Origin of the sequence: Synechococcus sp. WH 8101 (assembly GCF_004209775.1) — a bacterium.
Lineage (GTDB): Bacteria > Cyanobacteriota > Cyanobacteriia > PCC-6307 > Cyanobiaceae > Synechococcus_C.
On record NZ_CP035914.1, the window covers coordinates 1,180,429 to 1,206,643 of the forward strand.

The following is a 26,215-nucleotide window of genomic DNA, read 5'->3' on the forward strand; positions in this document are numbered from 1 at the left end:
TGCCATGTTCACGATCGAGCGGAAGACCTCAGACGGTTGGGTGTCTGTGATTGCGTACAAAACCGAATTGCGGGCGTTTCTGATGGCCCGCAGTCAATGCTTGAGCACTGGAGAGACCTACCGCGTGTTTGACCACAACGGTGATGTGACCAGCGAGGTCACGTTCGCGGAATGCAATCGCCAGTTGGGGGCGCGGTAGCGATCGGACCATCGGCGCGGTTTGCCGGAGCCCAAAGATCGAGGTATGTGCATCGATGGCCGATGGCTGAGTTTTGGATGCTGAGCAGTGCTGCGATGGCGTCAATCGAGCAGGAGGTCGCGAATGCTTGGAACGACGATGTCGTCCAGGGCAATGCCCCGTTCCAGATCTTTGATCACTTCTTGAGCGGCCCAGGTCCCCACAACGGTGCGGCAGTGGTTGTTGCGATCACAAATGCGGTACTGGGTCAGGCGGCTGCGGCTGATCGCAAGACCAGGTGTGTGGCTTTTGATGGTCGGGTGCATCGCATCTCACGCAACTTGCCAAGATCTAACCGATCAGGTGCTTCCCCACTGTTCTCCATGAGCAGGAGGACATGACGCTTGCTACAGCCTCAGATCGAGAGTGCATCCGCCCCGCACACTTGGCAGTGGTGAGGCGCGATCAATCCGTCCTGCCGCCATCGTCTTGATCTGACTGGAGTCACTGGCAAGAAACCCCTCGGATTCCGTCGCTAAGTGCCACACAGCGATCGGAGCGTCGTCGATCTGGGAGCGCAATTCGAGGCAGAGGGGGAGATCGGTTGGCAGACAGGGATGCAGGCAAGGAAACAGCGCTTCCTCGCGGTAGCGCACAGCCAGAGGTTGCTCCGGATGGGGCCAGGGCAAGGCTCGTCCCTGCAACACCAGGTGACAGTTTTTTTGCAGGGTCTGATCGGCAGTCACTTCGAAACGCCTCAGGGAACTGTCGACAAAGCGGCTTGTGCTGCCTCCCTCCACCGGTGTATCGCAAAGCAGAGGCCAGGGTTCGAGGGCCTGACGCACCCAGAGCTGTCCCTGATCCGAGCACCAGTGCAGCAACACGGGGAATCGCCAGTCCCAGATGGCTCGGAAGGGTTGCTGATCCAGCGTTAATCCGCTGCGCGTCAGATCGGCCAGCACCGTTTCCAGATCACGCCAGAGTTCGCTGGGGAGCAGGGCGCGGTCATGGAGCGATTCCCCCCAGGGGTGAAAGTCCACGGGCCGCGTATGGGGTTCGAGCAAACGAACAGCCAGGGCTCGGAACAGCAGCGCCACCGCCGAACTCCAGTGGTGATCCGGCAGCGTTTCAATGGCCCTGAATTCCAACAGGCCCTGGCAACCAGCAGACCAGGCTGGATTCCAGAATTTGTCGAGACTGATTTCACTGCGATGGGTGTTGCCGCTCCGGTCGGCATGCAGATGGCGCAACGTTTCACCGATCGCTACGCGCTGATCACCGTCCGGCAGGCGCTCCAGGGTGTGGAGTGCGAGCTGGAGATCGAGCCGGTTGGCACTTCCTTCATCAGGCCTGGGTGATTGGGAGGCCGGACCAACACTGCGCCCATTGAAGAGATAGGCGAGCGAGGGGTGGTGTTGCCAGTAGCGCAGAAGGCCGACGAGCCAGGCCGGGCGTGAGAAGAACGGATTGTCGTCCAGGTTTGGTCCGCCAAGCAGCAAATGGTTGCCACCACCGGTGCTCTCCTGCCTGTTGTTCCGGAACCGCCAACTGCGCAACCCCACATGGGTCGCGGCTTGTTCAAGGCAGTGCATCCAATCGGCGTAGTCCTGCCAGGTGTGACACACGGGAAGGTTGACTTCCAGAACTCCGGGATCGGCGGTGATGCCAAGCACCTGCCACTGCGTCATTGCATCCCAGGGCAGAACCCCACTGAGCTCAGGCTCAGACCAGGTCTGGCTGTGTCTGGCGATGGAGCGCAATAACAGCAGCAGTGGTTCCCGCTCCAAGGGCGGCAGAAAGATCGTCCAGCCCTCCGGATCGCTCTCAAGCGTCAGGACCTGGCGTAAGGCATCGTCTGGGAAATGCTCCAGTGGCAGGCGCAGGCCAGCTGGTCCTGGGGCCTGAGTGAGTTGGCGCAGCGGTTCTGGCAGCGGCCATGGCACGCCTCTCCAGAGGCCCTGATCACAGCTGAGCGGTACCGCCCAGATCTGACGATCCGATTGGAGCGGATCCCTCAGGGGAAGCGGGTGGAGGGGGCAACGCAGATCAGCACCGACGGCGTGGATCAGGTCGAGCAGCTGCTGTTGCGATGGGATGGCGTTGCTGGTGTTGCTGGTGTTGCCGTGCTGCGGCCAGTGCACCAGGGGCTGACCATCCAGCCCTGTGATCAGACGCAAGACCCAGCGAGGGTTGACTTCGCCGTCGTAGCGCTTTCCAGGGCAATGAATCAGAGAGGATCCAGGCCAGGCGCGTCGTCGTAGTTCGCCAGCGAGAGCACGGGCATAGGTCAGCTTTGTGGGTCCATCAGCGCTCACATTCCATTCGGCGCCATCGGGATGCAGAGGAACGAGGGTTGGTTCTCCGCCCATGGTGAGCTGGATGCCGGCATCCCGAAGTCGTTGCTCGACAACGGCGGTGGTTGCAGTGTTGGCAGCCATCCCTGGTCTCCCGGCCGTGCGGTGTTCCGACCACCTCCAGCTTTCTGAAGCCAGGGGGTGGTGCAGGTAACGATCCACACCCTTTTCGCCTTTCGTTCTCGCCAGATCCGACTTTCAGTGGAAGGTGACCCGTTCGATGGAACCGGCCAGCACCTCGGTTTCTGGTTCAGAAGCGTTGGCGCCCGCGTGTTCTCCCCGGTGTCCTGCCGGCATCGGTGGCGGAATCAGGGGGCCATTCCATTGTGAGGATCTGCGGCCACCAGGTCATTCCGCCGCTGCCAGTTCCTGTTGCAGGGAGCGCAACCAGTGCCAGTCCTCGGCGGTCAGCTGAAAGCGATCAAGGCGTGAGACCGTGCGGCGCAAACGCGCTGGCGTCAGCTGGTGTTCGGCCTTCTCTGCCAACTGGCTGATCAGCACCGGATCGCGACGTTTGATCGCCACCGCCAGGCAGCAGAGCCAGCGTTGGCCTGGCGTCAGTGGGGTGGGTGAGAAGGGAATGGTTTCTGGCATGGCATCAGGGCAGCACTCCAAGCTATGGAGCAGTGTTCGCGGCTTGCTCAGGGCTCTTGGGCCTCAGCCGTTGTGCTGTTTTGAACCGTCAGATGTGGCGATCCGCACGCCTGCGGGACGTCAGTGCCGGATGAATTCGATCAGGCTGATGGCCAGGCGGAGCGATGGTGCCGATGCGTGAGATCACCTTTGAAGTGGAACAGGCCAGGACCAGGCAGCTGACCGGGCGCTCCCGCAACCCACAACTGCGGATCGATGCCAGCAGCCTGGAGGAGCTGCAGCATGAGGCCCGCGATGCCCTGATTCAGCACTACGGGCCTGCCCATGTGGGCTACCGGGCCCGGGTGCGCCGCCGCGTCAAGCTGATGCCGAGTGGCGGGGAGCATCGCTGAGCAGGCAGCCCCAGGCGCGGCGCTGGATCGTCACCGGTTGGGAGTTGATTCCTGTTGCTGTTGCTGTTGTTGACGCCTGAGCTGCGGGGCGCATGACGACCACCTGGCAGAGATCGCCGATGCGGCGGGCATGCAGCAATTCGGGGATGGGAGCGACGCGTGCCATGGAGGGGAAGCAACTGCAGGCAACGTATGGGCCATGGTTCGGCTGCATCCCCGGTGTTGTCAGGGGGTCAGAGTTGTGGCTTGCCTGTTGCTGGGGCTTGGCTCTGTGAGTTCCAGGGTGAGGCCGTGGGTGGCGGCAGTGGCCTCTAGGGCGCGTATGAAGGCGCGAATGCGTGCTGTCGGTGGCTGGTGCTCCTGCTTCTTTTCATCAAAGAAGTCCTGCATCGCTTTGATCAGAGCAATGCCGCGCTCGGTCCCGAACTCGTTCCCCCAACAGAAGATCGGGCGTCCTGTATCAGCAAAGATCGAGACATCGATGGCCTCTCCGTTGCCATCCAGCAACCGCGCCATGAACAGATGCTCGAGCAGCTGTTCATGGTGGTGGTGAGTGGTTGCGTTGCCTTCTGCGAGGGTCATGGCGGCTGCCTCTGGAGAGGAAACGTCTTCTTTCAACGTACAAACCAGTGGCCTGCTGGCAACTCCAGATCTGGTGGATGGTGCAGGTGCATGACGCCAGAGCTGAGTGAAATTTTGCGGATTTTGCATCAACAGCGACAACAGCTGAATGTCTTCTGGATGTTGTTGCCATTTTTCTGCCCTGCTGGCTAGTCAATGGACAGGGCCCGGGATCGCATGGTACTGCCGTTGCAGTTGCGCAGGAGCGCGAATCGGGCCCGGTGTGGTGGTGGCCTGCCACGTGTTTGTGGAGTGATGATCCCATGAAGAACGGCTATCTCAAGGAAGTGTTTGCGGTGGATCCCGCCAGCCACATCCTGTTTCTCAATTGCTGGTCTGCTGATCTGGAGCGTCTGCATGGCGGTGATCTGCGCTGGCCCCCGGTGGCGCTGCCGGCGGAGACCTGGACCGGTTTTGAAGAGATCGTGCTCTGGGAAACCGATCGCAACCGGGTGCTGTTCAAGCTCAATCTCAGGGGTTGGCAGCGCCTCAGGGGTGATCTCAATGCCTGGATTCCGCAGGTGGTGGCGATCGAGGAATTGCTGGAGCCGATGGAGATTTCTCTGGCCCTGGAGGCTGATGCCAACACGATCGTCAATGGCGACTGCAGCCGGATCAGCTTCCTGCCGATGCTGGAGCCGCGGGCGATTCCTGAGGAGCTGTTTGATCAACGCGAACGGCTGATCCAACGGGCTGTGCGGGAAGGCAGGCCGCACGATCGGGGCGAGAAGCTCGGCAGCGATTACTACCAGGAGGTGTTGCGCACCCTGCTGCGGCAGCACGACAGCCTGCGTTGGATGAAAGGCTGGCCCGAAACCTTTGCGGCGATCGTGGAGGCCCTGACACCGGAGACGACCCCGGCACAATTCCAGGGTGCTGATCTCAGCTATCTGACGGACCTGGGGTTGCAGCGGGGCTCGATCAGCACGGCGGATGTGGAGCATTCACGTCACCTACAGATGTCGCTGCGCTGACAGCAAAGTATTGGCAAAAGGCGAAAGCATGAAAAAACCGGCCCTGGGGCCGGTGGTGGATTGAGCACCGTTTCTGGTGGTGCCTCCCGCTGTTTCAGGCTCTGGCTCAGGGCACGCGCGACTGTTATCAGCTGCAGGCAACGTATGGACCAGCGTTCGCTGTGGGTTGCTGTGGTGTCCGGCTCAGATCACCACCACCACCGGTGTGACCGGCCTGCTGGCCTGGTAGGCCTTGGCATGGCTTTTGGCGTTGTAAGCGCAGAGCTCCTCGATGATCGGATAGCCCTCATAGTCCTCGACATGCTGCAGGTCCACCTTGAGGCCAAAGAGTGAATCGGTGGTGACGATATGGATGTTCTGGGCGGCTTTGGAGGCCAGCTGCAGGGCGTCCTCGCTGTAGGCATTGGCACCGGCCAGTGAGGCATTGCGGCTGACGTAGTCCCCCACCAGGGAGGCATGGATGTGACCGGCGAGCACGTGGGTGATGCGCACGCCGAGGGCCGCGGATTTCTGGCCGATCATCGACTGCACTTTCTTCTGGTCGTTGCAGTTCACCTGATGGCCATGCACGAGCAGAAAGGTTTCGCGGTGCACCGAGAAGATCGCCTCATTGCCCTGCAGGCGATGGAAACGCAGACCGGGATCGCTGCCGCCGAGGATCATCTGGAGGATGTAGAAGATCTGGGCGTCGTAGTTGTCGGTCACCGCCAGATCACTCCAGCCCAGTTCGTCCTTGGCCCGTCCCTCATTGCCGGTGATGCCAAAGACATCAAGGAAGAAGTCCTGACGCAGATCGCGGATGAAGTGCTCGAGGATGTGGGCCGCCAGGATGGTGGCGCGGGCCCGGTTTGTGGCCATGTGCAGCAGTTCATCAAGGCGGCGATCGGAATTGAGGAAATCACCACCGCAGCAGATCACCACCCGTTCCACCCCGAAGGCCTGGCCCTGCAGCCGCACCATGCCGGCGAGTTTCTCCAGCCTTCTGGCTGCCACCTCGAAGTCGTAGCGGTTGTCGGGCTGATCGATCAGCTCGTTGAAATGCAGATCACTGAGGTGCACCACGATGGCGGCAGCCTCCGGGTTGAGCTTGCCGGTGCGCACGCGGTAATCGGGCAGGTAGTCCTGCAGCAGCGCCAGCTGCTCCACCAGGGCCTGGCCATAGGCCTCAAGGGCGTTCTCAATGCGGGCGTGCTGGCGGAAAGCTTTGGTTTCGATCCGGTTCCTGTCGCACTGGGCCTGCTTCTGTTTGGCGAGGCGCACATTGGTGCAGAGGAGCTCCTGATCGGCGGCGCGGCGTTTCTCCTCGCTGCTCCAGCCCTCAAGGGGAGCTGACCTCTGCAGGGGCGGCCGGGGCAGGGGAGCGGCGCCGTAGTGCCTGCGGTAAGCCGCCAGGGTGTTTTTCAGAGCCGAGGCCATGGATTTGTAGCCCTGGCGGACGTTGGGGTGGTGCGCGATGAGCTCGCTGACTGCAGCGGTTTTGCTGGGATGGCGCCCGGACTGGATCAGGGCATGCAGATGCTCCAGGTGTTGGGCAGAAGCGGTCATCGGCAGGGAAGGGAAAGGGCGGAAGTGACGAGGGGGGGACGAGGTGGTGATGCGGGGGAAGGCCGCGAGCTTTTGACCTGAGGCCTGACGCATCACGAGACAAGGTATGGAGTGCTGTTCGTTATCGAACAGGAGTTGGTGGGCTGGCCTCTGATGGCTGCTCTGGCCGGGTGTGTTGCTGCAGCTGTTGCTGTTGCCGGTGCCAGCAGCGCTCCACCGCCCGCTCCAGGGGGCTGAGGCGATCGTCCTCCTGGGCCTCCAGGGGGGAACCGGCAGCGTCCAGGCCGGGCTTGAGTTCCAGCACCGCCAGACTGCAGGCCTGACGGATGTCGAGCCATTCCGCCAGGGCGATGCCGAGCGTTTGGGCCACCTGTTGATCGCTGGCGCCCCGCTCGCTGTGGCGCCGGCCCCTGACCCAGAGCTCGCGCATGCGGTGGGTCAGCCGCAGCAGAAAGGAGGTGTCGCGCACGTGGTGCAGCAACTCTCCTTTGATTGCCGGCACCGCATAACTGGAGAAACGCCAACCGCGTGTGGGGTCAAAGCGCCGGCAGGCCTTGAGCAGACCGAGGAAGGCTGCCGATTCCAGATCGTCGTACTCCATCCGGGTGCGGCGCTGAAATCGCCAGGCCTCACGGCGGGCCAGGTTCAGATGGCGGCAGGCCTGATCGGCCTGGGTCTTGCTGAGCTGGAAGCCGAGCGGCCGGACGGACATGGGCAGAAAGGAGCGGGGAGTACCACAACGTATGAGCGTCTGTTCGCAATCGAACAGGAATAGCGTTCCTGGGTGTGCCATGGCGCCGGTGGTGCGTTTTTCGCTGTCGCCTCAGGCCTGGGAGTGCCACTGGGCCCAGGCGGGCAGCTGCAGGGTCTGGATCTGGGCTGGATAAGCGGGCCACGCGCCGCTGGCCTGAGCAGCGCAGAAGCGATCGATCGCCAGGGCCCGTTTTTTGTCGCCGTTGGTGAGCATCGCCTCACTGACGCGGTAGAGGCCGATGGCGTGGGGCGGCTGCTTCTCGATCGCCACAAGCACCACATCCACCGCAAAGGCCGGGAAGGCCTGGGTGGCCAGATGGCGATACCAGCTGGCCTGCAGATCGAGGTGCAGATTGGCGGCCATGCGGGCGATCTCCTCCGGCGCTGCACTCGTGGTGGTTTTCAGATCGAGGATCGTCAGCTGCTGCTGCTTTTGATCGATCAGCACGCGATCCAGGCGCCCCTTGAGCTGCAGACCACCTGCGCTTGTGCTGTGGATCACCAGCTCGTTGTGGCGCCGGTACTGGGGCTGCTCGGGGTTGAACCAGGTGCCGGTGAGGGGATGGCCCAGCAGGCAGGCGGCCATGGCCTCAATGCGCACCAGCTCCTCACGATCGAGGCCGATGCGGGGATCCACTGGGCGACCCTGCGGCCAAAGGCAGGCCTCCAGTTCAGCCTTGCGCCACTGCTCACCTGTAGGCCGCGGGCAGTAGCGAGGGCCTTGAGCTCGCTGAGGTTTAGGTTCACCTCCAGGTCCTGTCTGTCTGCATAGCGACTGCAGAAGTCAGCGGGTTCGAGAATGCGGCAGTGGAAGGCCTGGCCAAAGAGCATCGCCCTGGTGGGCTGCAGCGGTTCGGCATCGGGGCCATAGCGGGCCTGCCAATGGGCGGCTGAACGCAGCAGTTCCCTGGCTTCTGATTGGCTGAGGCCGGGGGCGTTGCGGTAGTCGGCGTCGCTCTGCTGGTAGGTGATCAGGGCAGAAGTGCCTGGTGCGGCGGTTGCCTGTGGTGATGGCATGGCGGAGACCCCCTCAGGCGGCAGCGTTGCTGCTGCTGTTGCTGCCGGTGCGTTGATGGAGGATCAGCTGATCAACGATCGCTGCGGTGACCTGCTCAGCGCCCTGGCCTGCATCGCCCCAGGCTGTTGCATCGGCATAGAGAGCATCCACGTCGGCGATCAGCAGCGGTGTGGTTTCTGCCGGCGAGGCGATGCCGAGCAGGGTTTCCTGCACCTGCAGCAGCGCCGCATCGCAGGGCAGGGGGTCAAGCAGTTCATCCACCAGGGCGATCACGGGCTCGACAGTGCCCGCTGCGGTGCCCGTGCTGTTGTTGGTGCCACTGCGGCGGTGCGCCCGCCGAAACGGTGTGGCGGCGTTGAGCAGGGCGACGTGGCTGATCTCACCGCGCTCGCGGTTGAGGAAAAGCAACTGATCGATCGTCCGATGCTCGGGGTTGACGTTGAGTGCCCCCCAGGCCTGGGTGCGTTGCAGACGCTCGATGCCGGCGTCATCAGTGCTGATCAAGAGGGCCGCAGTAGCGATGTCGGGGCAATCGGTGAGCCAATCGGCGTCTGCGGGGAGGGAGGTGCTGGCCTGACGAGCGGCCTGGGGGGAACGGGTGCTGGTCATGTGCTGGTTCGAAACCGAACAACTGCCAGCAACGTATGGGGCTGCGTTCGCGGAGGTGGCGGAGGTGAATGAGCGGTGCTAGTACATGTGTACGCATTGAGGGCGGTCCGCATGACGAAGGGAAAGACGCAAGCGCAGGCGGAAGGGCCCGTGCTGGTGCCGGTGAGCGCTGACTGCGAGGGCTGGCCCTACCTGCCACCCGAACTGCTCCGGCCCAGCCGCAGCCGCCAGGTCTGCATGACCTGCCACTGGTTTCGCCATCACGCTGGCGCGAGCTGCATCACCCTGCTCTGCTGCCAGTTGCATCAGGGCCTGATCGCCCAGGGTGAACACCTCAGCCGCCGCTGCCACGGCTGGAGCGAAGCGCAGGCGCTGCGGCAGGGCTGGGCACCGGAGGTGGGGTGAGGCGACACCACATTCACGCAGTGGTGAATGCCATAGCTCACAACCACATAAAAACGCCCTGGCTCACCGAAGAGCGTTCCGTTGCTGGGGGAGCGGCGGCGATGCCCGTGGCAGGCGGGGTCGTCCTGGGAATACGCCTCCGTTTCCACAATCACGCCCCACAGCAGCTCACCAGAGGATTGGCGTTTCACCAGCAGGCAACCGATCAGGTCGGGGGCGACCAGCTCGGCAGGGCGGGCGAAAAAAGCTTGGAGGAGCGCTGGGAAGTCTTGGGTGATGGGCTGGGTGGGTATAGGAGTGGCTTGCAGGTCTTGATTCATCCTGCTGACATCAAGCTGTGGATGACCCAAAATGGAGGCATCACACCCACTCACAGCGCAGCAATGTCAGAAGAGCAACTCAAAGCCTTCATGGAAGCTGCCAAATCCGACGCAGGTCTTCAGGAGAAGCTAAAGGCAGCAAAAGATGGTGATGCCGTCGTAACGATTGCCAAGGCTGCAGGTTTTATTATTTCAGCTGAGGAGTTGAAGAGGGCTCATTCAGAGGTATCAGAAGAGGAGCTTGATGGTGTGGCTGGTGGTGGTTTAGCTATATTAGGTACACCGTATCTGTTGGATTGTTGACGCATCCTCTACCCTAATACCCCCAAAGCCCCTGCAGTCGCAGGGGCTTTTTATTTCTTCAATAACCCGCCAGCGCCCATAAATCAGCCTCCAATACCTGGCACCATTGCACTCAACGCAGCCTAACTACAGCCCCATCAAGGCACTCAGTGCATCACAACAAAAACTCAAGGCACACCAAAACCATCCTCAATACTTCTCTCCTATTTTCTACCCTTATTCCTTCAACACATTCACCAAATACTTCGCTCCCTATCGCCATCACGGATGCCATTGGCTCGTCTAAATCTCACCGCAATCTGATGCCACTCGTCAGGGATTTGATTGAGGCGACAATCAAATGCAAAAGGCAGTTGCTGCTGCCCTGACGAGACACGCCTTCTCTTGCTTCTATGAGCACCTCTTGCCTCCACCAATCGCTTCAGCATCCTTGAGCTCCAAAGCAAGCTGCCGACCACTTGGCGCTTCACCAGCAGGCAGCCGATCAGGGCGGGGGCGACCGCCTGGGCGGGGCGAAAGAAGAAGGATTGGGGGAGGGCTGAGAAATCTTGGATGGGCGTGGTGGCTATGGGAGTGGCTGATGCGTAGGTCTCAACATCCAGCTGACGGCAGCCATGGAATGGACGATAATGGGGGCTCACCACACCTCGCCCACTCAAAGCGATGTCAGAAGAGCAACTCAAAGCCTTCCTGGAAGCCGTCAAGGCTGATGCAGGGCTTCAGGAGAAGCTGAAGGCGGCAGGCGATGCGGATGCGGTGGTGGCGATTGCCAAGGCTGCAGGCTTTGTGATTTCTGCTGAGGAGCTGAAGAAATCTCAGGCAGAGATTTCTGAAGAGGAGCTGGAAGGCGTGGCTGGTGGGACTGCAGTGTGTACTTTTGGTTGTGTAACTACTAATAGGTGAAGAGGACATTATAAATAAGAAAAATCTTGCTTAAGCTCCTGTCTGCGTAGGAGCTTTTTATTTTTTCAACTGCCCACGAAGACCCCTCATTCAGCCTCCAATACCTGGCACAATTTCCGTCAATCAAGCAACAGTATTACGTCAGCAATGGCGGAGTTCTTTATTGAACAGATAAATGCTGTCCGTTTTGCTATGATGTGACTGTTGAAGCTCAAACCCAATGTCAGAAGAGCAACTCAATGCGTTTCTGGAAGCAGTTAAGTCTGATGCAGGTCTTAAGGAGAAGATGAAGGCGGCTTCCGATCCGGATGCTGTAGTGGAGATTGCCAAGGCTGCGGGCTATGCCATTTCTGTTGATGAGTTGAAAAAATCTCAGGCAGAGATTTCGGACGAGGAGCTGGAAGGCGTGGCTGGGGGAACCGGCACTGGTGTGACGGGGGGCGGCTGTGGTGGGGTTTTTTAGAAAATATCATAGAAAGAAATATCCTGCTACCTAATCCAGTCAAGCCCCTGTCTCCACAGGGGCTTTTTATTCGGGGGCTTTTTATTTTCTTCATCCACCCTCAACCAGCACCAAACGGCTTCCGATGCCTGGCACCATTGCACTCAGCGCAGCCTGACTACAGACCTAATGAGGCACTGAGCACCAAATCGAAAAATCCAGGGCACACCAAAACCATCTTCAATATTTCTCTCCCTACTTCTACCCTTATTCCCTCAAAACATTCACCAACAACTTCGCTCTCCATCGCCATCTCTGATTCCGTTGGCTCGCCGAAATCTCACCGCCACCTGATGTAGACGCCTACTTAGAGCAGAGGCAGAAGTACATGGGCAGTCGTGGTGGTTCTGAACGTGGTTACTGAGTCATTCTCAACACATCCTGCTGACACCAGGCTGTGAATGGGCGACACTGGAAGTCATCACACCTCACCGCGTCAACCCAATGTCAGAAGAGCAACTCAAAGCCTTCCTGGAAGCCGTCAAGGCTGATGCAGGGCTTCAGGAGAAGCTGAATGCAGCAAAAGATGCTGATGTCGTAGTAGCGATTGCCAAGGCTGCAGGCTTTGTGATTTCTGCTGAGGAGCTGAAGAAAGCTCAGGTGGCAGAGATTTCCGAAGAAGAGCTTGAAGGCGTGGCTGGTGGTGGCTGGCGTGACTTGGAACTCCTGTGAGTTTTGCTTTGTGCCTGTGGAAGTATGAAATTAGAATAAATTGTATATATATCTAATAGATACTGCTGCAACCCTTTCAGCCTAATCCTAAAAAGCCCCTGCGACTGCAGGGGCTTTTTATTTCTTCAGCCACCCTCAACCAGCCCCAAACGGCTTCCGATACCTGGCACAATTTTTTCGTCAATTAAGCAACAGTAGTGCGTCAGCAATGGCGGGGTTTTTTGTTGCCTGCTGCCAACGTCGTCAACGGTTGCTAAAAACGGGCTGTAGCTCCACACGTTCCATGTCAGAAGAGCAACTCAAAGCCTTCCTAGAAGCCGTCAAGGCGGATGCTGGTCTTCAGGAGAAGTTGATGGAGGCAGCTGATGCCGATGCTGTGGTGGAGATTGCTAAGGCTGTAGGCTTTGTGATTTCAGCTGAGGAGTTGAAGAAGGCTCAGGCAGAACTTTCGGAAGGGGAGCTGGAAGGCGTGGCTGGGGGTGTAGGGCCTTGGGGAACCCAAGCTGTTTGTGGTTTTTATGCTAACGGTATTCTTGTTGGCGATGTGACTCCTAAACCCAAAACGTAATCCCTAATCCCGTCAAGCCCCTGTCGCTACAAGGGGTTTTTATTTCTTCAATATCCAACCAAGACCCTTCATTTAGTCGCCAATTTCTGGCGCCTTCGTCATCAACGCTTCCTGAAGACAGATAAGCTATAATGGAATTTGACACCTCGCCCTCTCAAAGCCATGTCAGATGAACAACTCAAGGCTTTCCTGAAAGCCGTCAAGGCTGATGCAGGTCTTCAGGAGAAGCTAAAAGCGGCAGGTGATGCCGATGCCGTGGTGGCGATTGCTAAGACTGCTGGCTTTGGGATTTCTGTTGAAGAGCTGAAGAGAGCTGAGGCAGAGATTTCAGAAGAGGAGTTGGAAGGTGTGGCTGGTGGTGAATGCAATGAGACCTACAATTACGTTCATCGAGGCGGAAACTTTCTCGCGACCTGGGCCATGAAATCTGTCTGTCATTAGAAGACGTGTTATAAAGATGCCAAGAGCCCCTGTAGCGGCAGGGGCGTTTCATTTCTTCAATAGCCCACAAAGACCCTTCATTCAGCCACCAATACCTGGCACCATTATCATCAACGCAACCTGAAGAAAGATAGGCTATACTGGAGGTTTATCTCCTGGTCCTTTCGAGGTAATGTCAGAAGAGCAACTCAAGGCTTTCCTGAATGCCGTGAAGGCTGATGCGGGGCTACAGAAGCAGCTGAAAGCAGCAGGTGATGACGATGCCGTGGTGGCGATTGCCAAGGCTGCGGGCTTTGTCATTTCTGTTGATGAGTTGAGAAGGGCTCAGGCAGAAGTTTCTGAGGAGGAGCTTGAAGGCGTGGCTGGCGGTTGTAGGTATGTTCCAAAGTGGCTACTTGAGCAGGGATGCTGAAGCTTGAGCATCAAAAGTCCGTGCAATCGCAGGGGCTTTTGTTTTTCAATTCGCCATAGCCGTCAGGTACGATCAGCCAGGAAGGCCTGCACCGGTTCAAGCAGCTCAGACACCTCAGGCTGCGGCGGCTGCTTGTAGTAGGTCTCCATCAGCCAGCCCGCTCAGAAGCCCGTCGAGCGTGCGTTCGGTGTGGCGTGTCAAGCGCTGGCGATCAATGGGCGTTGCGGTCCCGAGCAGGGGTTTCAACATTGACGCGAGCACGTCATGCACAGCGTTGCCGACCGTCATCGGGATACTGTTCAACCCCTTGAGCTGCAGGATGCGGCCCTAAGGGATCTCAGGGTCGAATTTTCCGTAGTACTGGTAGAAGTACCAGCGGCGGCAGGCTCTGAATGTCTCAGAGCGAGTGGTAGACCAGCCCAGCTGCTGTGTGTACGCAAAACTCGGCAGGCTGATCTCAGGCATGGCGTGCCGCGTGGCCTCGGGCTCCGCTCCAGTCTGAAACCAAGGTCAAATCACTTTCACTCTGCTCCCGCTCAGCCCCAGAGGCAATGCGTGGAATTCCCGATTGCGCAGCGCCACGGGTGGCGCGACTGTATCGATATCCACCAAGGAGGCGCCCGGATGGACGACACGCCACCTCGCTACCTGTCAGAAGCACGCTGACTGCCGGCCCCTGTTCCAACAGTCTTTACCCAACCGTGGGCAGGTCGTTCAGTCGGGCAAGAGGAGAGACCTCAACCGGTGCGCCTGACTGATCGACACTCCGTTTGCACCGTCACAGGTGCCCCAGGAGACCAAAGGAGCCCACACCTGGAACGTATGGCCCCAGGCGCCAACGCCAGCAGCTTCGCTCAAGACCCAATGCTTCATCGGGATGTGGTTTGCCATGCACCCCCGGGCAGTGCTCGGGGGTTTTGCTTGGAACCCCGTTATCGCCTCTCTCCAGGCACTCGGGCCACATACATACCGTAACCAAAAAAGGATTTGTACTTCCTGTATAGATCGATTTCTGCCTGTTCGCCAGCCACCACTGCACGCGCATCATCCGACTGGTTGTTTCGCTCGAGGTAGGCCTCAAAGCGATCCTGCATCGGCTTGTAGTAGTGATCGAGCCAGCAGTTTTCTGGGAGGATAAAATAGGCATCTGGGATGTAACCAAGTCGTTCGAGAACTTCAAACTTCTCAGATGCCAAGCGAATCTCTGGGTATTCGGATTCCCAGTGTTGGGTGAGTTCCGCGGGTCGCTCGCGCGTCAGCCATGTGATCTCGGAAGCCACGAGATAACCGCCTGGTTTGAGACAGCGCTTCCAGGCGCCTGCTCCATTCTCAAAGCCGATGTTGTAAATTGCACCCTCCGACCAAATTGCGTCAAGCGATTGGTCTTCGAATGGCAGATCATCAATGCTGCAGCAGATGGTGTCAATCTGATCGTCGATCCCGCGTTCGCTCGAGCGAGCATTGAGAGCGTCCAGAAAAGGTTGCAAGAAATCAACAGCAAGCACTTTGGCGTTGAGTTCTTCCGCGAGCACCATCGCTGAGGCGCCGGTGCCGCAGCCAAGATCTGCAATCTGCAGGGCTTTCTCTCGGTTCAGTCCCGTCAGCTGCAGGGCTTTTTTGGTGCAAGCGTCGCTTCCCGGTCCCTGACGCTCGCTGTCCACATGCAGGTCGATCAATAGGCTGAGATCATCCAAGGTGGCATCAGTCACGCTATCTAACTGTAGTGCGATTGCCTTTATGTTCAGTCGTCTTCAACAAGAGAGCTCTACGTTTGGCTCAGGACTGGCCTGCGCTAGCTCAAAAGCGCGATACAGCTCCTTACCGGTTTCAACTACCGGTTCGTAAAGGAGGTCTACGGCTCTTGGGAGTCTGATCCCGTTGTCGTCAGGTTTCCTGCAACTGGTGGTCGCGGAAATGTGATTTCAACAAGCCCCCCTAGGCGCTCCGTCGCACCCAGGGGCTTTGTGTGATGGTTGGGGCTTGCTCTGCCCTGCTCGGCTTAGAACGGCGCACCGGCGCCAGTGCGGCTCCCCGTGTGGGCTGAGCCTCCGGTCTCAGCCGTAGAGGTAGTGGCTGCCAACGCTTGCCGTTCGCTTTTGCTGTCGAGGAAGGTGAGGTTGGCCCGGGTCACCTTGAGGCTGCGGCGCTTCTCGCCATTGCTGTTTCGGTACTCCTGCCAGATCGCCTGGCCCTGCACTGCCACGCGGCTGCCTTTGTGGAGCCGATCGACGCAGTGCTCAGCGGCCTTGCCCCACACCTCCACGTCATAGAACTGCCCCGGTGCGTCCTCTTCTCCCTTGCGGGGCCTGACGTAGGCGCGATCAGCGACGCAGAAGCAGCAGACCTGGGAGCCGGAGTCAAAGCTTCGCAGGCTTGGCGCCTGAACGAGCATGCCGGCAAGAGCGATGGAAGCCATAGGCAACAAGTGGAATCAGGAGGCGTATTGAGCAGGTGGTCGATCAGACCTCTGACAGGATATGGGTCAAGGAAACATCGGCCCGCTGCAGCTGGCTCTGGATCCGCTCCATCAGCCGGTGGTACTGGCAGCGGATCGCTGCGCTGGTGACGCCATAAGTCCTGCCCAGTTCCCGGAAGGTGACCGGCACCGTGTAGAGCTGCCGTTTGCAGACGATCGCCCGTTCCCTGGCGCTGAGACCAAGGCCATCAAACACCGCCTGCAGGACCGTGCCGATCCGCTCGGCGCGCTGGTCCTGCTGCTCGTCATAGTCCTGATGCGGGTCCGCCAGGAACTGGAGCAACTCCTGGCCTTCCTCTGACTGGACCTGTTGGTTGGCGCTCATGCAGTCGGTGCTGCGGAACGCCTGCAAGTACTGCCGCACGGTGTCCAGGGGCTTCTGCAGGCTGTTGGCCACCTCCTCCAGGACGATCGGGCCTCCAGTGCCGTTGCGTGCTGCGGAGCGGGCAGCGAGCTTGCGGGCGGTGTAAGCAACGCTGTGGCAATCGACCGGCACCCGGATCATGCGATGACGATCGCGCAGGAATTCGCCGATCTCCTTGGCGATCCACTGGGCGGCGTAGGTGGAGAAGCGATAGCCCTTCTGGTGCTGGTATTTGAGGGCGGCGCTGCGCAGGCCGATGCTGCCTTCCTGGAGGCAATCGGCAGCGAGGGGTCCGCGCAGGCTGATCCAGGAGAAGCGCTTGCGCATCACGGTGACGATCAGGCGCAGGTTGGCGCGGATCACCCGATCGAGAGCCCGCTGCCCAGCGCGTTTGGACGCTTTGCCGCTGCTGCTGCTCTGGATGGTGCGGCTGAGGATGATCAGCTCCTCGTCGGTGAGACGCGGTTCGCGTCCAGCGGCCTGGAGCCAGCAGGTGACGGTGTCAAGCATGGATCTGGCCTCCGCAGCTGGTGTGGGTTGATTGGTTGGTCTGTTGGGCGGTTGTCGTTGCGGCTTTGGCCTCGTTGTTGAGAGCTGCGCGGATCTGCTCGGCGATGCGCCGCCGCAGGCAGGCATGGTCCAGGCGATGGGCCTCAGGGCGCTGCTGCCCGGCCTGCGGGCCTGAGGCTTGCCGCTGTGGCTGCCGTTGCTGCTCGCGGTGCTGGAGCAGGGCCAGCTGGATGTCATCGCAGCGGGGCAGGGCGGGATTGATGCGCATGCCCTTGCTGTTGATGCGGATGGCGCTGTTGCCGCAGACGCGCCGGCCCTGATGGTCCGATTGGATGCGCTGCATGATTGAGACCTCCTGGTGATGCGAACTGGAACAGGCGTGACCACAAGCTGGCCTCGTTGCGCTGAGGCTGTCAACGTCCATACGAAAGCTTCATGGTTTGCTTATGAATCAGAAGTCGAACAGGGTGCGGTGGTTTGGGCCTCTGCTCCCTCCGGTTCAGGTCCGCGCTTGAGCAGCTGCAGGGCGCCTTCCAGTTCCCCCAGCGGATTGGCCCGGATCACCCGCAGCACCTCCTCAGGTGGCCTGCAGAGCGCAGCGATCGCCTCGGCCAGGGCGCGGCGGTTCTGGCCGATCAGGGGCTGAATCAGGCCCATCAGCAGCCCGCGCAGGCCTGTGCCGCCACCACCCATCGCCTCGACGGTCTCGATCACCTGCTGGATCTCCGCCAGCAGCGGTTCGCGGTAGCGGATCGCTTGCAGGGCGGCCCGTTGGCTGGGGTCGTGGATGTAAAGGCGCAGGGCGCGTCGCTCGGCCCAGCGCTGGTGATCAATGCCGCCACGGCTTGAGCCGGTGAGACGCGATCCCGCTGGGTTGTCGCTCCGGTTGGCTTCGGCTGTTGCCGGCAGGCCTGCCAGTTGTCGCGAGGTGGCAGGTGCTGGAGCGGGCGGGATCGCCTCCAGGCCGGTGCTGTTGAGATCGCTGCTCAGCAGGGCGCTGGCGCGGCGCAGCACGTAGGCGCGCAGGCCACCGGCGGGCAGCTGCTTGAGCAGCGCCTGGAGCTCCTGCTCGCAGCGCTGGATCGTGGCTGGATCGCCCAGATCGAGCCCCGCACTGGCGCGGGTGAGGCGGTGGTCGATCCAGCTGATCGCGCGGTCCAGCAGCGCCTGGAACTGATCGGCCAGTTCGGCGGGATCCTGCCCCGCCGGCAGGCTGAGGATGCGCAGATCCAGCCCGCTGCTGAGCACCTGGGGTTGGAGGGCCGCAATGGCGCGATCGGCGGCACTGGCGCCAGCGGCATCGCCGTCAAAACAGAGCAGCAGCTGCTCGATGCGGCAGTGCTGCTGCAACAGCTGGAGCATCGAGGCTGTGAGGTTGGAGCCCGACACCGCCAGCACGTTGCTGAGTCCCGTCTGGGCGAGGCGGATCACATCGAACTGTCCCTCCACCAGCACCGCCTGCCTGCTGCGGTTGATCGCCTCGCGGGCGCGATCGAGGCCAAAGAGCAGCTGGGATTTCTGGTAAAGCAGGTCATTGCGGGAATTGCGGTACTTGGGTGCTCCCCCCGGCTGGTCGTTCTGGTGGTTGAGCAAGCGACCGGAGAAGGCGACGGTGCGGCCCTGGGGATCGTTGAGCGGCACCATCACCCGCTCACCGTTCCAGCCCAGCTGCCAGTCCCGAATCGTCTGTGGCGTCAGACCACGCCCCTGCAGGTAGGCCAGGGCAGCGGCGCCCTCGCTGCGCCAGAGCCGTTCGGCAAAGGTCTGGCGCTGGGTTTGCCTGAGGGCATACAGCCGTTTGCGTTCGGCCCTCTCCTGCTGCAGGCGATCCCGGTCTGCCGCATCGATCGGCTCAGCTGTGATGCCGAGGCGCTCGGCGAGTTGGAGCACCGCCTCCTGGAAGCTCAGCCCCTGCTGCTCCATCCACCAGCCGATCGCGTCGGTGCCGCGGGCGCAGACATGGCAGTAGGCGAGGTTCTTGCTGGGGTTGAGGCTGAGGCTGGGCCGGCGGTCCTCATGCCAGGGGCAGCGGGTGAGGAACTCACCGCCCACCCGCCTGAGGCTGGCGGGCTCAAAGAGATCGACGATCTGCAGCCGTTGCCTGACCTGCTCGATCACCGTTGGATGCAGCCGCATCAGCAATGGGCCTCGCTGGTGATGGCGTTGTATTCGCGGTTCACCTGCAGGATCGAGGTCTTGCAGTGGATGAAGTCATCGCCGACGCGCTGACCATTGCGGCACTTGGCGTGGGTGAGCTGCAGCACCCCCGGATTGAAGCTTTCGCTGTTGCGCTCGAACTCCAGCAGCCAGACGGCGGTAGCGAGCTGGGCGATCGCATCGGTGCCGTTGATGTGATCCAGCCTGGGTGCATCGCTGAGGCAGGCGTCGCGGTTGAGTTGGGCCATCAGGAACAGATCCAGCTGGCAGGCCTTGGCGGCCTGGTAGAGCAGCAGGATGCGGGCCTCCATCTCCTGGCTGCGGTTGATGTAGCCCTTGCTGGGCCTGAGGGCATGGAAGTGATCGATGAACACCGCTGAGAGCCCGGGGTTGCGGGCCTTGGCGGCATGCATCGCATCGATCATGTCCTCCGCGGTGGCATGGAAGAGGGCCTTGGAGTGGAAATCACCGATGACGCCGGCGTCCCGCTCCTGTTGCCATTGGCTGAGCATCGCCTCAAAGCCGCTGGCCACCTCCCGGCGCCGGCCCCGGCCCTCGAGGATCCAGGCGCGGCAGGCGAGATGGTCGCGGCGGTAGGCGTAATGGCTGAGGGCGCGGGCGGTGATCTCGCGACTGCTGAGTTCACTGGAGAGAAAGAGCACCCCGGCGCCATGGAGGGCCAGGCCCATGGCAGCCGCCATGCCGACGGTGGTTTTGCCGACACCGGTGCGGGCGCCGATGACGTTGAGCTTGCCGGTGTCGCTCGGTTGGACACCGCCCTGCAGGTCCATGTCGAGGGCGGCGATGCCGGTGGAGATCGCCGAGCAGCGCTCCTGGGTCATCGCCTCCAGCAGGGTCTCGCGCTCGCTGGAGAAGCACTCCAGTTCGATGCTCTGGCCCAGGCGCCCGGCGACCAGGGCCCTGGCGTTCTCGATCGCGTTGAGCATGGTCTGGGCGACCTGCTCGATGCAGCGATCGCGGCGCAGGGCCAGCTCCAGCTCAGAGCCGGCGGCCTTGAGGAGGGTGCGGGCACGCGTGGACTGGAGCAGCTCGATCGCGATCTGCAGATCATTGGCGATCAGGCCTGAGGCATCGCGCGCCAGCGCGGTGATGTCAGCGCTGATCTGCTGCAGAGAGCCCTTGATCTGACCACGCTCGAGCCGCAGGCGGGTGGATTCGATCAGGGTGTGGCCATTGAGCGTGCGCAGATCGCGCTGGCCCTGGAAGATCGCCTCGATTTCACTGGAGAGCTGCTGGTGCAGAGGCAGCGACCAGAGGCTGTCTGGGACGCTCTGATCGGGCCTGAGGCCGAGTGCAGCGCGAAAGCGTGCCCAGATCGGGCTGTTGTCCTGCTCGCCGTGGAGCGCAAAGCCGAGGATGAGGCGCTCCTGTTCCAGGCTGCACTCGCCGCTGCTGGCGTTGCTGGGGTCGTCCTTGGGGGCGGAGTTGCTGGGGTCGAGGTTGCTGAGCAGCGCGTCGTCGGCGGCGGGTTCCGCCTCAGCCGCGAGCTGGAGCTGCCCGTCCTGGATCACGACCGTGCCAGCGGCAAGGGCGGCATCGACCGCACCGAGCACCTGCTCGGGAAGGCTGGTGGCGGTGAGTGTGTCCATCAGGCCTGCACCCCGCTGGCTGCGTAGAAGCGACGGGCGTCCTCACGGGCGGCCAGGCGTTCGGCCTTGCTGGGGAAGCCATGCCGGGGCCTGAGGTCACCGGTGAGCGGTTCCGGCGGGAAGAAGTCCGGGTGCTGGGGACCGGCGAAGGCCGGGATGCTGTTGATCGCTGCAGCCAGACGACTGGCATGGGTGCTGGTGGGGTTGGTCTTGCTGGAGGGTTCCGGGGCTTCTTCTGCCAGGGCATGGAAGTGGCCCTTGGGGGTCAGGCCGGTGCCGATCAGCTGCTCGAAGGCGATCGCCTTGCCGCTCCACCAGCGGTTGGCCTTGGCGCCGGCCATCACCTCGGGGAGGAGGGCGAGCACCTGGCGAAGGCCGCCGAGGGCACGGATCGAGCGCTGCCGGGAGGGGGAGAGGTGCTTGAGCGGCCGCCAGGCATCGGGCTTGAGGCGGTTCCAGGAGTCGATCAGCTGCTGCTGCAGATCGGCCGTGTCCGGTTCCGGTGCCGGATCAGCTGGCGGGTCAGGTGGCGGATCAGCTGCGCTTGCGGCAGCGGTTGGCTTGGATGGCTCCTCCCCCCTGCTGCTGGTGGTGACGGGAGAGGGGCTGCTCTTTTCTTCTTCTCTGTTTGGCTGTTGTTTTTGTTTTATATGTGCACCAGGAGAGGGGTCAATATCGACCCCTGAGCGGGTTGGGTTGCGCTCCCGGAGCGGGGTTGGAGCGCGATCCCTTTGCGGGGTGAGGACGGAAGGGGAGTCCTCCCGCGGCGGGATGCCCTTGAGGAGGATCTCGGTGCCCTTGCCCTCGATCGTGCGCAATTCGATCCAGCCGAGCCGGGCGAGATTGGCGAGCTGGCGATCGATCGTCTTGATGTTGGTGCAGCGATCGAGGGCGAGCTGGCGTTTGCTGGTGGAGAGCTGCACCCGGGCCCCGGCTTTGTAGGCCAGGGCGCCATAGAGATCCAGCAGCAGCAAGGCGCCTGGATAGTTGGTATCGGCGAGCTGACAGACGTGAGCGAGCTGGGAGTTGGAGAAGTTGATCAGCATGGCTCTTGATGCGGACTCGCACAAGGTATGGGGGAGCGTTCCATGCCCGGGGACCCCTGAGGCGGGCCGATGCCCGCGAAAGCCGTGTTGTGGCCTGGATTCAGGCCTGAGCTGTCAGGTCATGTGGCGCCCCTGCACGCCGGCACACCAGCTGTAGTGTCTTGATCCGTGCAGGTACCTGTTGACATTCGAATCGTGACGGAGCCATGCTGATCCAAGAGAGGGCTCCGTAGTGATGACGATTCCTGTGCTCAGCCGCGATGGCGTCCTTGCCGACAACGAAGCGCGGCGGGAGGACGGCAAGCAGCACATGTCGGCGGTGATGATCTATTGGATCGCGCGCAACCGCTGGTCCCATCCGATTCTCGAGGAGCTGGCCACCTGGGCCCTGAACGAGGAAGGGGCGCTGCACACCAGTCAGATCTCCCACATCCGCAATGGCCGGATGCGCATGCTCGGCGTCAAGACCGTGGATGCGCTCGGTGCGATCAACCTGGGTCTGTGGATCGTACGCTATGGCGAGCCGGAGCAACTGGAGCAGCTGGGCTGCGCGCCGCTCACCCCCCGGATCGAGGAGCTGCTGGAGGGGGCTGAACCGCTGATCGACCCCCGCACCGAGCAACCCCTGACCCAGGGCGGTTTTCTGGAGCTGTATCTGGGCTATGTGCACCTGCCCGGTGTGATCGGCGGCAGTGGCGGCAGCACCGACATGGCCCAGGTGGCGGCGAACCTCGGCCCCTACATCGAGACGGTGATCCGCAACGCCAGGGTGGATTTCGTTGAGGCACGCCAGGCGTTCACCAAAGCGCTGGCGGATGAGGCCAAGGCCAAGCTGGTGGTGGCAGCAGCAGCGGGCCTGGAAGTGCTCAGCGCCGAGGAACTCACCACCAACGTGCAGGGCATCTGCGCGGGTCTGGAGCGCATCGATGGGCGGGCACGAACACCGGAAGAGCTGGTGCAGGAGCTGCAGGGCTGAAGCTCTGCATCAGCCGGGAGGGTTGCAATGCAGGCTCAGCTGTCGAGCAGCTCCAGCAACCGACCGGAGTCATCCACAAGGCGGTGCCGCTTGCCGGTGGATTCAGCCCGTCGCATGGCGACGCGATAGGCGTCGGTCTGGTTCTGCTTGCTTTGAAGGTGATGCCAGCGGCCGTGCTGGTCCTGCCATTCGATGTTGACGCTCACAAGGGGCGGTGCGGCAGGGTGGGTTGAAAAACTCTATGCGCCACGCGTCACCGCGGCCATGCCAAGGGAAATAGCAGGCTAGTAAATGCCTGGAGTTCTTGAACAGCTCCTCTGTAGATAGTGTCAAGCCGTACGACTGCGCGATCTCAGTGAAATGCTCCGGTGATGTGCATGATCTGATTCTCTCTTGCAACGTCAGGTTGCAAGCGGAGCGGTCAATAAACTCCACAAAATCTTCTGAAACAATTCTGCCGAGATCGGCCACCAGCGTGAGGCTAACAGCTGCATCGCGGGAGACAATACTCAGCATTGATGATGCAGGAACTGCAAACAGTCGGGGCTTCTCCAGTCGCGATCGCCCGATACCCTCAGCCTGCATTCGCGGTTGCATCATTGCCATGGAGCTGATCAGGTCAAGCGATGTGAACACCACGATGACTGAGGCCCACGCGCTCAACCGTGCTCCCAGCAGGCGTGAGAAGCCCGGCAGTTCATCTTTGAAGAAATTTCTGTGGGTTCGCAAGACACTCTCACCCCCTAGAGAAAGCCCTTCCAGGCAATGGACAGACGAGGACCTTGTAACTGGCGCTCGAAGGAGCAGGCAGAAGGGACCTTCAGCAAATCTGAGGCTTGCGCACGCGTAGCCAGGTGGCTACAGTGGTTGGGTGGTTGAAGTTCGGCAAACAGAGCGCTTTGCGCAATGGCTGGGGGATCTACGTGATCTCAGGGCCCGAGCGCGCGTTCAGGCCAGGATTGAGCGTCTTATTGGCGGCAATCCGGGTGACGTCAAACCCATTGGTTCTGGTGTCTCAGAGTTGAGAATCAACTACGGCCCTGGTTACAGGGTCTACTTCCAGCAAAAAGGCTCCACGTTGATCATCCTCTTGGCTGGTGGCGATAAGTCATCACAATCAAGAGACATCGAGGAAGCTCTCTTGCTGGCTCGTCAGATCACGGAGAACCGTTGATGAAGATCAAGACTCTGCCCTACGACGTCGCTGAGACACTTAGAACACCTGACGAAATGGCGGCCTATCTCGAGGCATGCATCGAGGATGCCGATGGCGATGCTGCCTTCATTGCCAAGGCTCTTGGCGATATCGCTCGTGCTCAGGGGATGACGCAGATCGCTCGCCAGACAGGACTCTCTCGCGAAAGCCTGTACAAAGCGCTGTCTGGTGATCGCAGCCCTAGTTTTGACACTGTTCTCAAAGTGATCTCCGCGCTCGGATTAAAACTGAGTGCCGGAGTTCAGGAGAAGGCTGAGGTCGTTTGAGTGCAAATGACCAAGCAAGAGTCAAGTGACTGGGAGTACTAAAGAACAGGAAAAATTCCGTGAATAGAGCATCGAAATCACTGAGTCAGTCCGTCTTGCGCCGCCTTACCAATGACGCCGTCACTACGTTTCTTGGCGAGGCGACACGCTATGAGGCGGCCGCCTGCCCCGGCCTTCAGTTGGCCTTGAGCAACGAACCGGTTGCCGATATGAACATGCTCGTTGTTGGGGCCGGCGCTGACCAAAATCGCTTCCGGGACATGGTGGATTCGTGCCTGGATCGACAGCTTCCGTTTCTCGCCATCATCTTCCCAGAAGCTGACAAGGCTCTCAACGACATCGCAGCCGATCTGGGACTGGTCTATGCGGTGGATTTTCCGATCATGGTGCGTGATGATGTGCCAATCGAGCCATCCGGTAACCCCGACGTTGAAGTTGTTTGCGCGTCCGGCGCCGAGGATGCGGAGGCAAGCGCAGATGTGCTGGTTTCAGCCTATGGCATGCCAAAAGACAGCGTACTTCGAGCGCAGCCTGCGTCCTTGTTCGATTCGACGGGCATCGATGTCTACGTCGCTCGCACCAATGGTGACCCCGTAGGCAGCGTTACATTGACCTATCACGGCGATACCTGCGGCATCTGGGCGATGGGGACGGACGCATCGCGTCAACGGTGCGGAATTGGTCTAAGGCTCCTGTCGACAGCGATGGCGCAGGCACGCAATAACCAGATCCGCCGCTTTTTCCTCGGAGCATCGCCCGCTGGTTACCGCCTTTACGAGAAGCTCGGATTCGAGACTGTCTGCACAGCCAACGTTTGGGTGTCCGGTGAAACTCACCAGGCCTAATATGTCAGTTATCGGGAAACCCAAGAGGCGCAGTCGGGCTGGGTCTCCTGCGCGCTCTGCCCCCGCTCACCTCAAACGTAAGCCTCTAAAGTCGGCCACTAATTATCAGCATTCTGCACAAATCTTCAATACGAATCATGCAGCTTGCATTCGCTTGCGCGTCATTATTCTGGCGCTCATTGGCGTCTGAGGCTTCGCATTCAGGCCCCTGGATGCTGATTAGCGGAATTCAGTGATCGCTTTCCACCCCGCCTTGACGCCAATATCCGGCACGCCTGATTCTTTGTTGATTTTCTCCATCCATTTGGTTTTCACCATCCTGTGACCCTTGAGCACCTGACGCATCCCTGCAGGCGCCTGGGCGGCCGCACACGAGGATCCTCCATCCAGGCAAGGGCTGCGATGGGCGCTCTCAGCTTGGATGCTGCAGGCTCCGAGCAGGAGCATCAACGGCAGAGCCGTGCCTGGCCTCATCGCCTCTGCTGATCCTGCTCCCAGATCCGCTCGAGGGTCTGCCGGGCCGCGTCCGTGTCGGTTTGATCGGAACTGGCGATCTCCCGTTGCCGCCAGGCGCTGGTGAGACGCCAGAACTTGATGCCTGCAGAGAGCGCCACCAGCGCCCAGGGCAGCAGCAACCAGAGGGGGTTGGCCATCACGATGCTTGTTGCGCCCTCCGGCAGCGCTTGGTCTGCTGATGCTGGCGGAAGGCCCATTGGTTGCCTTTGACCGCCATGCCGCAGTGCTCGCAGATCGTCACAGGCGTCTGTTTGTGCCAGTGGGGGCTGCGTTCACCCACCAGCTCGCGCCGGGCGGGATCGATGCCTCTGCCCTGCTGGTAGCGGGTCAGCGCCGGTGCGGTGGTGACGAACCCCGTGTCCAGACAACGGAACAGCAGGGACTGCCCCCGCAGGTTCTGGGTGTTGAAGGTCGTGGTCATCCGGATCGCCGTTGCCGCTACCCATAGTGCCTGTAGAACAGCCCTGCCGCTACTGGTGCTGACTTGTTGGTAGGCCTGTCGAGGCTGCTTGGGGCTTGCTAGAGGTTAATTCTGAACTGCATATTGAAAGGGTTTTGTCAAGACCCATGGGGCCCTCGCTTGACGGCGTCGAATCGGCGTGACAGGGAAGTCGGTGCCTGAGAGCTCTTGTTCCTGGCTACTCTGGTAGTACGACTCTGGTCATGCCT

37 protein-coding genes and 2 pseudogenes are annotated in these 26,215 nt (G+C 60.9%); 15 read left to right on the forward strand and 24 right to left on the reverse strand.

Annotation, left to right across the window (positions count from 1 at the left end; all coding sequences use genetic code 11):
• The first annotated feature begins 40 nt into the window (after nucleotides 1–40).
• A complete protein-coding gene (locus tag SynWH8101_RS06130) occupies nucleotides 41–199 on the forward strand; it encodes a hypothetical protein (protein WP_254428082.1) in 159 nt (52 codons plus the stop codon).
• 101 nt (nucleotides 200–300) lie between these two features.
• Here SynWH8101_RS06130 and SynWH8101_RS06135 read toward each other — a convergent pair whose 3' ends face one another.
• The 3 genes from SynWH8101_RS06135 to SynWH8101_RS06145 form a co-directional block, all read right to left on the reverse strand.
• Nucleotides 301–504, reverse strand: coding sequence for a hypothetical protein (locus SynWH8101_RS06135; RefSeq protein ID WP_130128998.1), 204 nt, complete (start codon nucleotides 502–504; stop codon nucleotides 301–303).
• An 81-nt stretch (nucleotides 505–585) separates the two neighbouring features.
• Complete coding sequence (locus SynWH8101_RS06140; RefSeq protein ID WP_130128999.1) at nucleotides 586–2,616, reverse strand: transglutaminase family protein; 2,031 nt, start codon at nucleotides 2,614–2,616, stop codon at nucleotides 586–588.
• 264 nt (nucleotides 2,617–2,880) lie between these two features.
• The gene (locus SynWH8101_RS06145) at nucleotides 2,881–3,126 is read right to left on the reverse strand and encodes a hypothetical protein (RefSeq protein ID WP_130129000.1); all 246 of its coding nucleotides are present in this window, start codon (nucleotides 3,124–3,126) and stop codon (nucleotides 2,881–2,883) included.
• A gap of 173 nt (nucleotides 3,127–3,299) precedes the next feature.
• On the opposite strand from SynWH8101_RS06145, the gene SynWH8101_RS06150 reads away from it, so the two are divergent.
• Nucleotides 3,300–3,518: a hypothetical protein gene (locus tag SynWH8101_RS06150; protein ID WP_130129001.1), complete on the forward strand. Its 219-nt coding sequence runs from the start codon at nucleotides 3,300–3,302 to the stop codon at nucleotides 3,516–3,518.
• Here SynWH8101_RS06150 and SynWH8101_RS06155 read toward each other — a convergent pair.
• Both SynWH8101_RS06155 and SynWH8101_RS06160 read right to left on the reverse strand, forming a co-directional pair.
• Nucleotides 3,484–3,684: a hypothetical protein gene (locus tag SynWH8101_RS06155; RefSeq protein ID WP_130129002.1), complete on the reverse strand. Its 201-nt coding sequence runs from the start codon at nucleotides 3,682–3,684 to the stop codon at nucleotides 3,484–3,486. The two genes, SynWH8101_RS06150 and SynWH8101_RS06155, sit on opposite strands and share 35 nt — an antisense overlap.
• 59 nt (nucleotides 3,685–3,743) lie before the next feature.
• Nucleotides 3,744–4,241 (reverse strand): hypothetical protein, encoded by a 498-nt coding sequence (locus tag SynWH8101_RS06160; protein ID WP_130129003.1) that lies wholly within the window; start codon nucleotides 4,239–4,241, stop codon nucleotides 3,744–3,746.
• 161 nt (nucleotides 4,242–4,402) lie between these two features.
• Between SynWH8101_RS06160 and SynWH8101_RS06165 the strand changes: the two genes are divergently transcribed.
• Entirely contained in the window at nucleotides 4,403–5,113 is a 711-nt protein-coding gene (locus SynWH8101_RS06165; protein ID WP_130129004.1) for a hypothetical protein, read from the forward strand.
• A 183-nt stretch (nucleotides 5,114–5,296) separates the two neighbouring features.
• Here SynWH8101_RS06165 and SynWH8101_RS06170 read toward each other — a convergent pair whose 3' ends face one another.
• The 5 genes from SynWH8101_RS06170 to SynWH8101_RS06190 all read right to left on the reverse strand — a co-directional run bounded on the left by SynWH8101_RS06170 (nucleotide 5,297) and on the right by SynWH8101_RS06190 (nucleotide 9,038).
• A complete protein-coding gene (locus SynWH8101_RS06170) occupies nucleotides 5,297–6,658 on the reverse strand; it encodes a hypothetical protein (protein ID WP_130129005.1) in 1,362 nt (453 codons plus the stop codon).
• 121 nt (nucleotides 6,659–6,779) lie between these two features.
• The gene (locus tag SynWH8101_RS06175) at nucleotides 6,780–7,370 is read right to left on the reverse strand and encodes a sigma factor (RefSeq protein WP_130129006.1); all 591 of its coding nucleotides are present in this window, start codon (nucleotides 7,368–7,370) and stop codon (nucleotides 6,780–6,782) included.
• Between the two features lie 111 nt (nucleotides 7,371–7,481).
• Nucleotides 7,482–7,997 (reverse strand): PD-(D/E)XK nuclease-like domain-containing protein, encoded by a 516-nt coding sequence (locus SynWH8101_RS06180; protein ID WP_130129007.1) that lies wholly within the window; start codon nucleotides 7,995–7,997, stop codon nucleotides 7,482–7,484.
• Nucleotides 7,910–8,428, reverse strand: coding sequence for a PD-(D/E)XK nuclease-like domain-containing protein (locus SynWH8101_RS14420; RefSeq protein ID WP_130129008.1), 519 nt, complete (start codon nucleotides 8,426–8,428; stop codon nucleotides 7,910–7,912). Before SynWH8101_RS14420 ends, SynWH8101_RS06180 begins: the two co-directional genes overlap by 88 nt.
• Before the next feature lie 13 nt (nucleotides 8,429–8,441).
• Entirely contained in the window at nucleotides 8,442–9,038 is a 597-nt protein-coding gene (locus SynWH8101_RS06190; protein ID WP_130129009.1) for a hypothetical protein, read from the reverse strand.
• Between the two features lie 111 nt (nucleotides 9,039–9,149).
• On the opposite strand from SynWH8101_RS06190, the gene SynWH8101_RS06195 reads away from it, so the two are divergent.
• On the forward strand, nucleotides 9,150–9,443 hold the full coding sequence (locus SynWH8101_RS06195; protein ID WP_254428083.1) for a galactose oxidase: 294 nt from the start codon (nucleotides 9,150–9,152) through the stop codon (nucleotides 9,441–9,443).
• Between the two features lie 2 nt (nucleotides 9,444–9,445).
• Here SynWH8101_RS06195 and SynWH8101_RS06200 read toward each other — a convergent pair.
• Nucleotides 9,446–9,736, reverse strand: a pseudogene (locus SynWH8101_RS06200) (DNA-3-methyladenine glycosylase); the annotation flags it as partial.
• Between SynWH8101_RS06200 and SynWH8101_RS14625 the strand changes: the two are divergent.
• The 7 genes from SynWH8101_RS14625 to SynWH8101_RS06240 all read left to right on the forward strand — a co-directional run bounded on the left by SynWH8101_RS14625 (nucleotide 9,623) and on the right by SynWH8101_RS06240 (nucleotide 13,564).
• Nucleotides 9,623–10,066: a Nif11-like leader peptide family natural product precursor gene (locus SynWH8101_RS14625; RefSeq protein WP_370587017.1), complete on the forward strand. Its 444-nt coding sequence runs from the start codon at nucleotides 9,623–9,625 to the stop codon at nucleotides 10,064–10,066. The pseudogene SynWH8101_RS06200 and the gene SynWH8101_RS14625 overlap by 114 nt on opposite strands.
• Nucleotides 10,067–10,729: 663 nt before the next feature.
• Nucleotides 10,730–10,969, forward strand: coding sequence for a Nif11-like leader peptide family natural product precursor (locus tag SynWH8101_RS06215; protein ID WP_130129011.1), 240 nt, complete (start codon nucleotides 10,730–10,732; stop codon nucleotides 10,967–10,969).
• A 220-nt stretch (nucleotides 10,970–11,189) separates the two neighbouring features.
• Complete coding sequence (locus tag SynWH8101_RS06220; RefSeq protein ID WP_130129012.1) at nucleotides 11,190–11,432, forward strand: Nif11-like leader peptide family natural product precursor; 243 nt, start codon at nucleotides 11,190–11,192, stop codon at nucleotides 11,430–11,432.
• A 483-nt stretch (nucleotides 11,433–11,915) separates the two neighbouring features.
• Entirely contained in the window at nucleotides 11,916–12,143 is a 228-nt protein-coding gene (locus SynWH8101_RS06225; protein ID WP_130129013.1) for a Nif11-like leader peptide family natural product precursor, read from the forward strand.
• Nucleotides 12,144–12,426: 283 nt separating this feature from the next.
• The gene (locus tag SynWH8101_RS06230; RefSeq protein WP_130129014.1) at nucleotides 12,427–12,711 is read left to right on the forward strand and encodes a Nif11-like leader peptide family natural product precursor; all 285 of its coding nucleotides are present in this window, start codon (nucleotides 12,427–12,429) and stop codon (nucleotides 12,709–12,711) included.
• Between the two features lie 162 nt (nucleotides 12,712–12,873).
• Nucleotides 12,874–13,152 (forward strand): Nif11-like leader peptide family RiPP precursor, encoded by a 279-nt coding sequence (locus SynWH8101_RS06235; protein WP_130129015.1) that lies wholly within the window; start codon nucleotides 12,874–12,876, stop codon nucleotides 13,150–13,152.
• Nucleotides 13,153–13,324: 172 nt separating this feature from the next.
• Complete coding sequence (locus tag SynWH8101_RS06240) at nucleotides 13,325–13,564, forward strand: Nif11-like leader peptide family natural product precursor (RefSeq protein ID WP_130129016.1); 240 nt, start codon at nucleotides 13,325–13,327, stop codon at nucleotides 13,562–13,564.
• 114 nt (nucleotides 13,565–13,678) lie between these two features.
• On the opposite strand, the gene SynWH8101_RS14080 is transcribed toward SynWH8101_RS06240, so the two are convergent.
• The 8 genes from SynWH8101_RS14080 to SynWH8101_RS06270 form a co-directional block, all read right to left on the reverse strand.
• A complete protein-coding gene (locus SynWH8101_RS14080) occupies nucleotides 13,679–13,852 on the reverse strand; it encodes a hypothetical protein (protein ID WP_165380939.1) in 174 nt (57 codons plus the stop codon).
• Nucleotides 13,853–14,496: 644 nt separating this feature from the next.
• The gene (locus tag SynWH8101_RS06245; protein WP_130129017.1) at nucleotides 14,497–15,258 is read right to left on the reverse strand and encodes a class I SAM-dependent methyltransferase; all 762 of its coding nucleotides are present in this window, start codon (nucleotides 15,256–15,258) and stop codon (nucleotides 14,497–14,499) included.
• Nucleotides 15,259–15,563: 305 nt separating this feature from the next.
• Nucleotides 15,564–15,980, reverse strand: a complete 417-nt coding sequence (locus SynWH8101_RS06250; protein WP_130129018.1) for a single-stranded DNA-binding protein — start codon at nucleotides 15,978–15,980, stop codon at nucleotides 15,564–15,566.
• A gap of 43 nt (nucleotides 15,981–16,023) precedes the next feature.
• Nucleotides 16,024–16,914 carry a sigma-70 family RNA polymerase sigma factor gene (locus SynWH8101_RS06255; protein ID WP_165380940.1) on the reverse strand — a complete coding sequence of 297 codons (891 nt, stop codon included), beginning with the start codon at nucleotides 16,912–16,914 and terminating at the stop codon, nucleotides 16,024–16,026.
• Nucleotides 16,907–17,257 carry a hypothetical protein gene (locus SynWH8101_RS14085; RefSeq protein WP_165380941.1) on the reverse strand — a complete coding sequence of 117 codons (351 nt, stop codon included), beginning with the start codon at nucleotides 17,255–17,257 and terminating at the stop codon, nucleotides 16,907–16,909. The genes SynWH8101_RS06255 and SynWH8101_RS14085 overlap by 8 nt, the downstream gene beginning before the upstream one ends.
• 101 nt (nucleotides 17,258–17,358) lie before the next feature.
• Nucleotides 17,359–19,050, reverse strand: coding sequence for a DNA primase (locus SynWH8101_RS06260; RefSeq protein ID WP_130129020.1), 1,692 nt, complete (start codon nucleotides 19,048–19,050; stop codon nucleotides 17,359–17,361).
• Complete coding sequence (locus SynWH8101_RS06265; protein WP_130129021.1) at nucleotides 19,050–20,681, reverse strand: DnaB-like helicase C-terminal domain-containing protein; 1,632 nt, start codon at nucleotides 20,679–20,681, stop codon at nucleotides 19,050–19,052. Before SynWH8101_RS06265 ends, SynWH8101_RS06260 begins: the two co-directional genes overlap by 1 nt.
• The gene (locus tag SynWH8101_RS06270; protein ID WP_130129022.1) at nucleotides 20,681–21,727 is read right to left on the reverse strand and encodes a hypothetical protein; all 1,047 of its coding nucleotides are present in this window, start codon (nucleotides 21,725–21,727) and stop codon (nucleotides 20,681–20,683) included. Before SynWH8101_RS06270 ends, SynWH8101_RS06265 begins: the two co-directional genes overlap by 1 nt.
• 235 nt (nucleotides 21,728–21,962) lie before the next feature.
• On the opposite strand from SynWH8101_RS06270, the gene SynWH8101_RS06275 reads away from it, so the two are divergent.
• Nucleotides 21,963–22,703 (forward strand): hypothetical protein, encoded by a 741-nt coding sequence (locus SynWH8101_RS06275; RefSeq protein WP_130129023.1) that lies wholly within the window; start codon nucleotides 21,963–21,965, stop codon nucleotides 22,701–22,703.
• 35 nt (nucleotides 22,704–22,738) lie between these two features.
• Here SynWH8101_RS06275 and SynWH8101_RS14090 read toward each other — a convergent pair whose 3' ends face one another.
• Together SynWH8101_RS14090 and SynWH8101_RS14630 are read right to left on the reverse strand one after the other, a co-directional pair.
• Nucleotides 22,739–22,909, reverse strand: a complete 171-nt coding sequence (locus tag SynWH8101_RS14090; protein ID WP_165380942.1) for a hypothetical protein — start codon at nucleotides 22,907–22,909, stop codon at nucleotides 22,739–22,741.
• 115 nt (nucleotides 22,910–23,024) lie between these two features.
• A pseudogene (locus SynWH8101_RS14630) lies at nucleotides 23,025–23,309 on the reverse strand (Nif11-like leader peptide family natural product precursor); the annotation flags it as partial.
• A 265-nt stretch (nucleotides 23,310–23,574) separates the two neighbouring features.
• Between SynWH8101_RS14630 and SynWH8101_RS06285 the strand changes: the two are divergent.
• From SynWH8101_RS06285 to SynWH8101_RS06295, 3 genes are all read left to right on the forward strand, one after another.
• Nucleotides 23,575–23,877: a type II toxin-antitoxin system RelE/ParE family toxin gene (locus tag SynWH8101_RS06285; protein WP_130129025.1), complete on the forward strand. Its 303-nt coding sequence runs from the start codon at nucleotides 23,575–23,577 to the stop codon at nucleotides 23,875–23,877.
• Entirely contained in the window at nucleotides 23,877–24,185 is a 309-nt protein-coding gene (locus SynWH8101_RS06290; protein WP_130129026.1) for an addiction module antidote protein, read from the forward strand. The genes SynWH8101_RS06285 and SynWH8101_RS06290 overlap by 1 nt, the downstream gene beginning before the upstream one ends.
• Before the next feature lie 95 nt (nucleotides 24,186–24,280).
• The gene (locus SynWH8101_RS06295; protein WP_130129027.1) at nucleotides 24,281–25,030 is read left to right on the forward strand and encodes a GNAT family N-acetyltransferase; all 750 of its coding nucleotides are present in this window, start codon (nucleotides 24,281–24,283) and stop codon (nucleotides 25,028–25,030) included.
• Nucleotides 25,031–25,249: 219 nt separating this feature from the next.
• Here SynWH8101_RS06295 and SynWH8101_RS14515 read toward each other — a convergent pair whose 3' ends face one another.
• The 3 genes from SynWH8101_RS14515 to SynWH8101_RS06305 all read right to left on the reverse strand — a co-directional run bounded on the left by SynWH8101_RS14515 (nucleotide 25,250) and on the right by SynWH8101_RS06305 (nucleotide 25,967).
• Nucleotides 25,250–25,375 carry a hypothetical protein gene (locus SynWH8101_RS14515; protein ID WP_255423186.1) on the reverse strand — a complete coding sequence of 42 codons (126 nt, stop codon included), beginning with the start codon at nucleotides 25,373–25,375 and terminating at the stop codon, nucleotides 25,250–25,252.
• A 125-nt stretch (nucleotides 25,376–25,500) separates the two neighbouring features.
• Nucleotides 25,501–25,683 (reverse strand): hypothetical protein, encoded by a 183-nt coding sequence (locus SynWH8101_RS06300; protein ID WP_130129028.1) that lies wholly within the window; start codon nucleotides 25,681–25,683, stop codon nucleotides 25,501–25,503.
• Complete coding sequence (locus tag SynWH8101_RS06305; protein WP_130129029.1) at nucleotides 25,683–25,967, reverse strand: hypothetical protein; 285 nt, start codon at nucleotides 25,965–25,967, stop codon at nucleotides 25,683–25,685. The genes SynWH8101_RS06300 and SynWH8101_RS06305 overlap by 1 nt, the downstream gene beginning before the upstream one ends.
• Nucleotides 25,968–26,215: the final 248 nt, after the last annotated feature.